The organism is Candidatus Methanodesulfokora washburnensis (assembly GCF_003947435.1).
GTDB lineage: Archaea > Korarchaeota > Korarchaeia > Korarchaeales > Korarchaeaceae > Methanodesulfokora > Methanodesulfokora washburnensis.
In genome coordinates, this window is the sequence record NZ_RCOS01000050.1 from 1 (window position 1) to 7,092 (window position 7,092).

The 7,092-nt window shown below is 40.4% G+C and carries 8 protein-coding genes; 5 read left to right on the forward strand and 3 right to left on the reverse strand.

The genetic code is table 11. The features are described from left to right. Window positions 1-505, reverse strand: a 505-nt coding sequence (locus D6D85_RS03235) for a GNAT family N-acetyltransferase (protein ID WP_125670643.1), incomplete at its 3' end; no start/stop codon positions are given. Window positions 506-580: 75 nt separating this feature from the next. Here D6D85_RS03235 and D6D85_RS16965 point away from each other — a divergent pair. The 4 genes from D6D85_RS16965 to D6D85_RS03250 all read left to right on the forward strand — a co-directional run bounded on the left by D6D85_RS16965 (window position 581) and on the right by D6D85_RS03250 (window position 5,161). After that, window positions 581-715, forward strand: a complete 135-nt coding sequence (locus D6D85_RS16965) for a hypothetical protein (protein WP_272914409.1) — start codon at window positions 581-583, stop codon at window positions 713-715. Between the two features lie 435 nt (window positions 716-1,150). Beyond that, on the forward strand, window positions 1,151-2,542 hold the full coding sequence (locus D6D85_RS03240) for an aspartate aminotransferase family protein (protein WP_125670644.1): 1,392 nt from the start codon (window positions 1,151-1,153) through the stop codon (window positions 2,540-2,542). Window positions 2,543-2,606: 64 nt separating this feature from the next. Beyond that, a complete protein-coding gene (locus D6D85_RS03245) occupies window positions 2,607-4,172 on the forward strand; it encodes an APC family permease (protein ID WP_125670645.1) in 1,566 nt (521 codons plus the stop codon). Between the two features lie 38 nt (window positions 4,173-4,210). Continuing rightward, window positions 4,211-5,161, forward strand: coding sequence for a metallophosphoesterase family protein (locus tag D6D85_RS03250; protein ID WP_125670646.1), 951 nt, complete (start codon window positions 4,211-4,213; stop codon window positions 5,159-5,161). A gap of 19 nt (window positions 5,162-5,180) precedes the next feature. Here the strand turns inward: D6D85_RS03250 and D6D85_RS03255 are convergent, their stop codons facing one another. Beyond that, window positions 5,181-5,990, reverse strand: coding sequence for a hypothetical protein (locus tag D6D85_RS03255; RefSeq protein ID WP_237558734.1), 810 nt, complete (start codon window positions 5,988-5,990; stop codon window positions 5,181-5,183). Between the two features lie 144 nt (window positions 5,991-6,134). Between D6D85_RS03255 and D6D85_RS03260 the strand changes: the two genes are divergently transcribed. After that, window positions 6,135-6,758, forward strand: coding sequence for a hypothetical protein (locus D6D85_RS03260; protein ID WP_125670648.1), 624 nt, complete (start codon window positions 6,135-6,137; stop codon window positions 6,756-6,758). 107 nt (window positions 6,759-6,865) lie between these two features. On the opposite strand, the gene D6D85_RS03265 is transcribed toward D6D85_RS03260, so the two are convergent. Next, a partial coding sequence (locus D6D85_RS03265) for an RpiB/LacA/LacB family sugar-phosphate isomerase (RefSeq protein WP_133308287.1) occupies window positions 6,866-7,092 on the reverse strand: 227 nt, incomplete at its 5' end.

The window sequence follows — 7,092 nt, forward strand, 5'->3', positions numbered from 1 at the left end:
TCCTCTCCTCAACTCTCCTGCTTCTTATCCACCACTCAGCATAAAGCCTGTCGCTCTCGAGTCCCCTGTTTATTTTATCATTCAAGGGGCCGTAATGGTTGACGGAATATCTCCTCACTATCACCCCCAGCTTTCCTATGTTAAACCAAGCATTGAGACACTGAAGAGGATCGAATGCCCAGACTATCAGATCTATCCCCTGAGCCAGAGCTCTCTCCCTCTGGAGAAGTTTTAACTTGAACCCAACTCCCCTGTATCTCTCGCTTGGAATAACTGCTGTCATATGGGAGTAGTGAATAAGCTTTCCATCATAAATTCCGGGTATGCCGAAGACAAAGCCTATCAGCTTCTCCCCCTCAAATGCCCCTATTGCTATGCCCCCGAATTTCTTCGCAGAGATCAGCATGTGATGGGGAACTGCAGACTCCCTTCCCCAGACCTCATTTTGTACTTCAACGCATTTTAGAAAGTCATCTGCAGTTTCCAGATCTCTGTACTCCACCATAGGGGAATCAACCTTCATGAGAGATAAAAAAGTCTTCGATGAAAGAATTTTTAAATTCATCGCCTAATGAAAAGTGTGGAGAGAGCTGCAATAGTAATGATAGAAATAGCACTGCTTGTAATAGCATCTACCCTTATTCTATTATATCCTCTGTCTAACTACATAGCAGATCGCATATTCAGGACAATTTTTTTGCAGGAGGAGGGATGATACAGATATTGAATGCTGAGTTCACTGGGGAAGTGATAATTGATGTGAGAAACGCAAGCCCTAATGCACTAATGATTTAAGGATATGAAGAGCTTTCAGATATATGTGGACAAAAATACAGCTATTGTTAAGTCCTTCAGTTGATTTTACCGGGAGGGAATTTCAAGGTATCTGGCCTATTGATGTAACGATAAGGGTAATTGCAAGACTGAATGTAAATCTAAGTGAGAGACATTAGTGGTCTTATACGATCCAGAGAATACACAAGCTTTGTAGGTATACTATCCACTCAGATAGCTTGGGCAATATCGGGATCTATTTCAGGCAAAAATGAATGAGAGTAACAGTATTTAGAAAAATACCTCCTAGAAGTACCGATAGGATAATGAGGCAATTTTTATATAAAACCCTGCTAATGCTATCGAGGTGATCTGTATGAGCGAGGATTTAACAGGCCTGAGGAAATTAACAAATAAAAAAATTGATAAATCTCTTGAAATAGTAGCTAAGGATAAAAAATATCTTGCGAGAGCAATAGGACTAAAATATTTTCCATTGGTAGTTGCAAGAGCTGATGGATCGAAGGTATGGGATATGGATGGAAATGAATACATAGATTTTTTGACTAGTGCTGCTGTGTATAATGTAGGACACAGGAATCCAAGAGTCGTGAAGGCCATAAAGGAACAAGTAGACAAATTTCTTAACTATACAGTTGTATACCTCTATGCAGAGCCCTGTGTTAAGCTAGCTGAGAAGCTCATCTCCATAACTCCAGGCAATTTTGATAAAAAAGTAACATATGGATTTTCGGGTTCAGATGGAGTCGATTCAGCAGTAAAAGTTGCCAGGGCATATACAAGGAGGAGATTCATATTATCTTTTTATGGATCTTATCATGGGATGACATATGGTGCACTCTCGACAACGGGAATAGTTAGCGAGAACTTAAAAGCATCGGTTTTCCCCTTAGCTGGAATAGAATATGCTCATTTTCCTGATCCTTACAGAAATAAATGGGGAATCGACGGATATGAGCATCCAGACGAGCTAACAAGCAGAGCTCTTAAGGAAATTGAGGATAAGATAAAGGAGCATGCCTCTGACGTGGCTGGTTTATTGGTGGAACCAATACAGGGAGATGCTGGTGTTGTGGTACCACCAGCTGAATTCATAAAGGGAATTAGAGAACTCGCCGATACATATGGCTTCTCCTTGATAGATGAGGAAGTCCAGACAGGAATAGGCAGAACCGGAAAATTTTGGGCAATTGAACACTTCAATGTAGTGCCAGATATTCTTGTATCGGCTAAAGCTTTAGGAGGAGGAATGCCTATCTCTGCAGTCATAGGTAGGTCTGACATGATGGATTCCGTCCCTTCACCGCTGCTTGTGTTTACACATGCTGGCCATGCTGTTTCAGCAAGCGCAGCTCTTGCAACAATAGAAGCAGTGGAAGATGAGAAACTTGTTGATAGAGCCTCTGAGACAGGGGAATATATCATCAGAAGATTGAGAGAAATGCAGGATAAGTTTGACATAATAGGGGATGTAAGAGGAAAGGGACTCCTAATAGGAGTTGAGATCGTTAGAAAAGGGAAAGAACCGGATCGCCAAGGAGCATTGAAGATATGCTGGAGGGCTTGGGAAAAAGGGTTGATATTGATATCCTTTGGGCGTAACGGCAATGTTCTTCGTATAGCTCCTCCACTGAATATATCAAAGGAGGATGTTGACAGAGCGTTAGATATTATAGAAAGCTCGATAAGAGAATTCCTTGAAGGAAAAATTCCAGATGGAGTGCTAGATTATCTCAAAGGCTGGTGATCAGAAAACTCTAGAGAAAGAAAAAGTTTATAAGTAACTCCCCCCTCAGAAAAGGGAGGTCTTTATGGGAGAGGAAATTGTATTTGCTAGGAAGGCCTCCGGTCTGGTTAGGGAACTAACATTCCAAGATGTCTTTCTATGGGCTTTTGCAGCACCAGCAGCTTCGGGAATAAATTTCTACTCTGTCAGGATGGCCTATACATATCCAGGTGCTAGTGCCTTCTGGTCATTTATGATAGGCTCCATTATCGTCTTCCCGTTAGCATTGGTAGTAGCCCTTCTCTGTGCAGCAATGCCTAGGGCAGGGGGTGGCTACATTTGGGTAAGCAGAGTACTTCATCCAGCAATAGGATTCTGGGCTGGTTGGATCATGGTATTTGGATGGGGAATAGCCGTCGGACTATTGGGATATATATGGTTTGGCATACTTGGCTCTGCCTTAACAATGGCCGGCTATGCCGGTTTAGGCAGCTATTGGATAGGAGTTGGTGAAGCTCTTTCAACGCCTATTGTGCGTCTAGCAGGAGCAATTATCTGGGTTATGTTCTTCTATGCCATGGATTTATTGGGTATAAGAGCAGTTAAGTGGGTGGAGAGGATATTAACATGGATCCCTCTTATAGTAAGCGTAGTGATGATGGGTATATTTGCTGTCAACACACCGATTACTGCAGGTAAAATGTTCAATATTCTATGGGGACCTGGAGTTTACGAGAAGATCAATGCTCTTGCTGATCAATTGGGATATAAAGTGCCTGCTTTCTCATGGGATGTGACGCTTGCATCCCTTGTTGTACCATTATGGGCTTGGACTGCATTTGATGCAGTTGCATACGTGTCCGGAGAAGTTAAGTCTCCTGACAAAGCCTTCAAATATGCCTATGTTCCGGGCTATCTCTGGGGATGGTTCATGTACTGTGCAATAGCTTTCCTTGTATACTACGCATATGGAGACTTTATAGGGAAATACGTATGGCTTTACAACACGCACCCTGATGCCCTGAAGGGAGTAATGCCCCTAGTGATGCCCTCAGTACCATTCTTCGCTGGAACTCTTACTGGTAATGGCTTTCTGGGCGCTATAATTGCTATCTGCGTCTCATTATGGTTTCTTAACAGCATACCTCCTATAATGCTTGTATGCTCAAGAGTGCTCTTTGCATTGTCATTTGACAGGGCTCTTCCCGAGAAGGTAAGTGAAGTAACTGCTAGAGGTGCTCCGATCTGGTCAGACAGTATCACAGCACTATGGGCGATTGTAGGAGCGATAATAGCATATCTGGGCATAGATGTTATACTGGGAATTCTTGATTACACCATGTTTAACTTCTTCTGGCTTTATGGAATAGTAGCGATGGTGTTGCCCTATGTAAAGCCCGAGATCTATAAGAGATCCCCAATGCAGTGGAGCATAGCTGGTGTCCCAGTTATCTCTATAATCGGCTTCTTTGCTGTGATATCCGGTTTTCTATGCGTATTTGTGGGCATACAGGAGTTCAATTTCTACATGAACGTGCTTACAGCTGTTGTTACAGCAATTGGAATGGCAATTTATGCTATAATGTTGCGTAGAAACATGGCTAAAGGCATTGATGTCTCGAAGATATATGCAGAGCTTCCTCCAGCCTGATTCTTTTTCTTTTTTTGTAATAAATAGGAGAGGGGAATATGAAGAGACTTTTCTTCTCCGTGGATGTACACGGTAGCACTGGTTTGTGGAGAAAATGGCTCTCTGTCCCAAGTTTTCATAAAACTGATGTCCTTATGCTGCTTGGAGATCTCACCGGAAAGATGATCGTACCCCTAATAAGGCAACCAGATGGCACATACATCTTAAGATACTGGAGAAGAGAGTTCCATCTTAAGACAGAGGAGGAGATCAGAGAAGCAGAAGAGAGACTCGAAAATAGTGGTTTGTATCCAATGAGAATGGATCCGGAGATGGTAGAACACCTTAAGGAGAACCCTTCAGAGGTAGAGAAACTCATAAAGGAGAATATTCTGGAAAGAATTAGAAAATGGATGGACCTGATTCTGGAGAAAGTGGATCTAAAGAAAACGGAAGTGTATGTTATGCCTGGTAATGATGATATAGAAGAGGTAGATGATATAATCAAATCATATGAAGATCGTGGAATAAAGTGGCCTTTGGGCAATGTGGTAGAGATAGAAGGCCATGAGATGATAAGTTGTGAATATGTCAATCCAACTCCATGGAATACTCCAAGAGAGCTACCTGAGCCAGAGCTCAAGAAACATCTGAAGAGCCTTATTGAGAAGCTTTCTAATCCTAGTAACTCGATCTTTAACTTTCATTGCCCTCCATACAACACAAAATTGGATCTAGCCCCACAACTCGACAAGAAGCTTAAGCCAGTAACCGTAGGTGGACAGGTGAAATTCGTGCATGTAGGCTCAAAGGCGGTAAGGGAATTAGAGTTAGAATATCAACCTGTTCTAGGGTTGCATGGCCATATACATGAGTCCGGTGCCCTAGATAAGCTCGGAAAGACCATGATAATAAATCCAGGATCTGAGTATGAAGCCGGAGTTCTAAGAGGATATATCATAGAAATAGATAAAGAGGGCGTGAAGAATTACTACAGGGTAGAGGGCTAATCAGTGCATTTAGTGCGAGTCATCTTTCAACCTCCTCAACCTCTCTATACCAAGGCTTTGAAGTCCCCTCTTTACTTCTTTTTATCCATTTCTTTGTTTTAGGGGTTTCCTCTATTATTCTAAGTAGTTTATCGACCCTCTCTGTTATTATATTTCTATCTTCGATATTTAATTTACCATCCTTATGGAATTTATCAGTAAATTGTTTTACTTTATTTAAATTATTTACAGCATCGAACCAGAATCCCCAATCATCCGAAAGAATTGATGATATGTAACCAGCATCTATTACATTTTTATCAAATTGAGTTGCTATATCATAAGCTCTGAAAAGCACCATCAGATCTATTATGTCCTTCATGTTTATCTGATGAATTTGTAATTTTTCGAGAACCAGATCCGTGATTGTAATCGTTGGGAAGTCCAGATCTAACCTCCCCTTTCCCGGTTTATTTCCAAAATTTACATCATGACTGAATTCAAGTTTATCAAAGAATATATCTACATGAAAATATCTCTCTGGAGTATCATAAATCAGTCTTTTATAGCTATAAAGAGGATTTAGCAGTGGTTCGAATCCCATATTTCGAAAGAACTTAATTATATCATTTCTCTGGGAGCTGTATGCCATGAGATCTAAGTCTGTGAAAAGCGGTTTACCTGCTCCAAATCTAGGAATGTCGTTATAGATTTTTCTAGCCTCTGGGCATTCCTCCGTACGAATGTAGATAGCCAACGCACCCAAAATTCTTAGGATAATTCCATTATTCTGGGCTCTACTTACTATATCGATGGATCGCTTCACAAATTCCTCGGGAGATAGGCTCACATAGCTCAAATTTCACCCTCCCATGCAAGGACTTCCCTTTTCAATTTAAACCTTTACATGGCTCTAGACATAATTGTATAAAATAAATTTTATATTAATATAAATATGTGATAAGCTTTTAATGTAGACCTAGGCCTGCACATGATGGTAGCAAGACGTGCTTCCAGCCGATCTTCTAGGGCTGAAAAAATAAGAAAAGCTATTTTAGAGCTGGACAGGTTTCGATACGGCACTATGATCGATCCAAGTAAGCTAGAAAAGTACATTCTTGACTCCGGTCTAGGAAAGTATTGGCCTGTGTGGAAAAGCCATATAAATAGAGCTTTAAAGAAAAGACTAAACGATCCCTTAACCAGAAAGTATACTTTAATAAAATTTGGTCTGAGAATGTTAGCTATGCTTTCCATAATAGTCGCCAACTTAATGTTATTTGTAACCCTTATCAATCCTAGAATAACGTTTGTAAATATCATTCTAAATCCTCTAATAGCAATAAGCTTGATCTTAATAGTTCCATATATATGCCTAGTTATATATTATTTTATTGGAAAACTAAGCATAAGCAAAACAAGGATGAGTTCATCAGAGGATGATGTACTACGCAAGATAATCGATGAGCTACTTCTTGCATTCTCGATGGAGGCAAAAAGAATTAAGCTAAATAAGAAGAATTTAGAATTAGAGCTTATTTTTAATGATTATAAAAATATAGAAATAATTAAAGAAAAAAATAAAAAATATATTGTAGTTCCAAAAATTGAGTATTAATTCAGCCAAGAATAAGTGACAGCTTATGCAAAGAACAAGGTAATGGCTAACAATTAAAAGAGCATGAAGCGCTTTCAGAGGTATGTGGACAAAATACTGGGCAAATATCAGAAATACCTCTCCATTCTCTTGAGATCCTCTATGTTCTCGATCTCACTTGGATCCGGCTTCTCGACTGAGAGCCATGCATCTATTATCTCCCTCGCAACCTCATTGCTCGTAAACCTTCCACTTATAGCAAGTACATTTGCATCGTTCCACATTCTAGCTCCCCTAGCCGTTTGAGAATCAAAGCAAAGGGCTGCCCTTATCCCTTTGACTTTGTTGGCAGCTA

Excerpts from the sequence above, each read along its gene's own strand:
- D6D85_RS03240 (WP_125670644.1), top strand. The coding sequence starts at position 1,151 with ATGAGCGAGGATTTAACAGGCCTGAGGAAATTAACAAATAAAAAAATT.
- D6D85_RS03245 (WP_125670645.1), top strand. The coding sequence starts at position 2,607 with ATGGGAGAGGAAATTGTATTTGCTAGGAAGGCCTCCGGTCTGGTTAGG.
- D6D85_RS03250 (WP_125670646.1), top strand. The coding sequence starts at position 4,211 with ATGAAGAGACTTTTCTTCTCCGTGGATGTACACGGTAGCACTGGTTTG.
- D6D85_RS03260 (WP_125670648.1), top strand. The coding sequence starts at position 6,135 with ATGGTAGCAAGACGTGCTTCCAGCCGATCTTCTAGGGCTGAAAAAATA.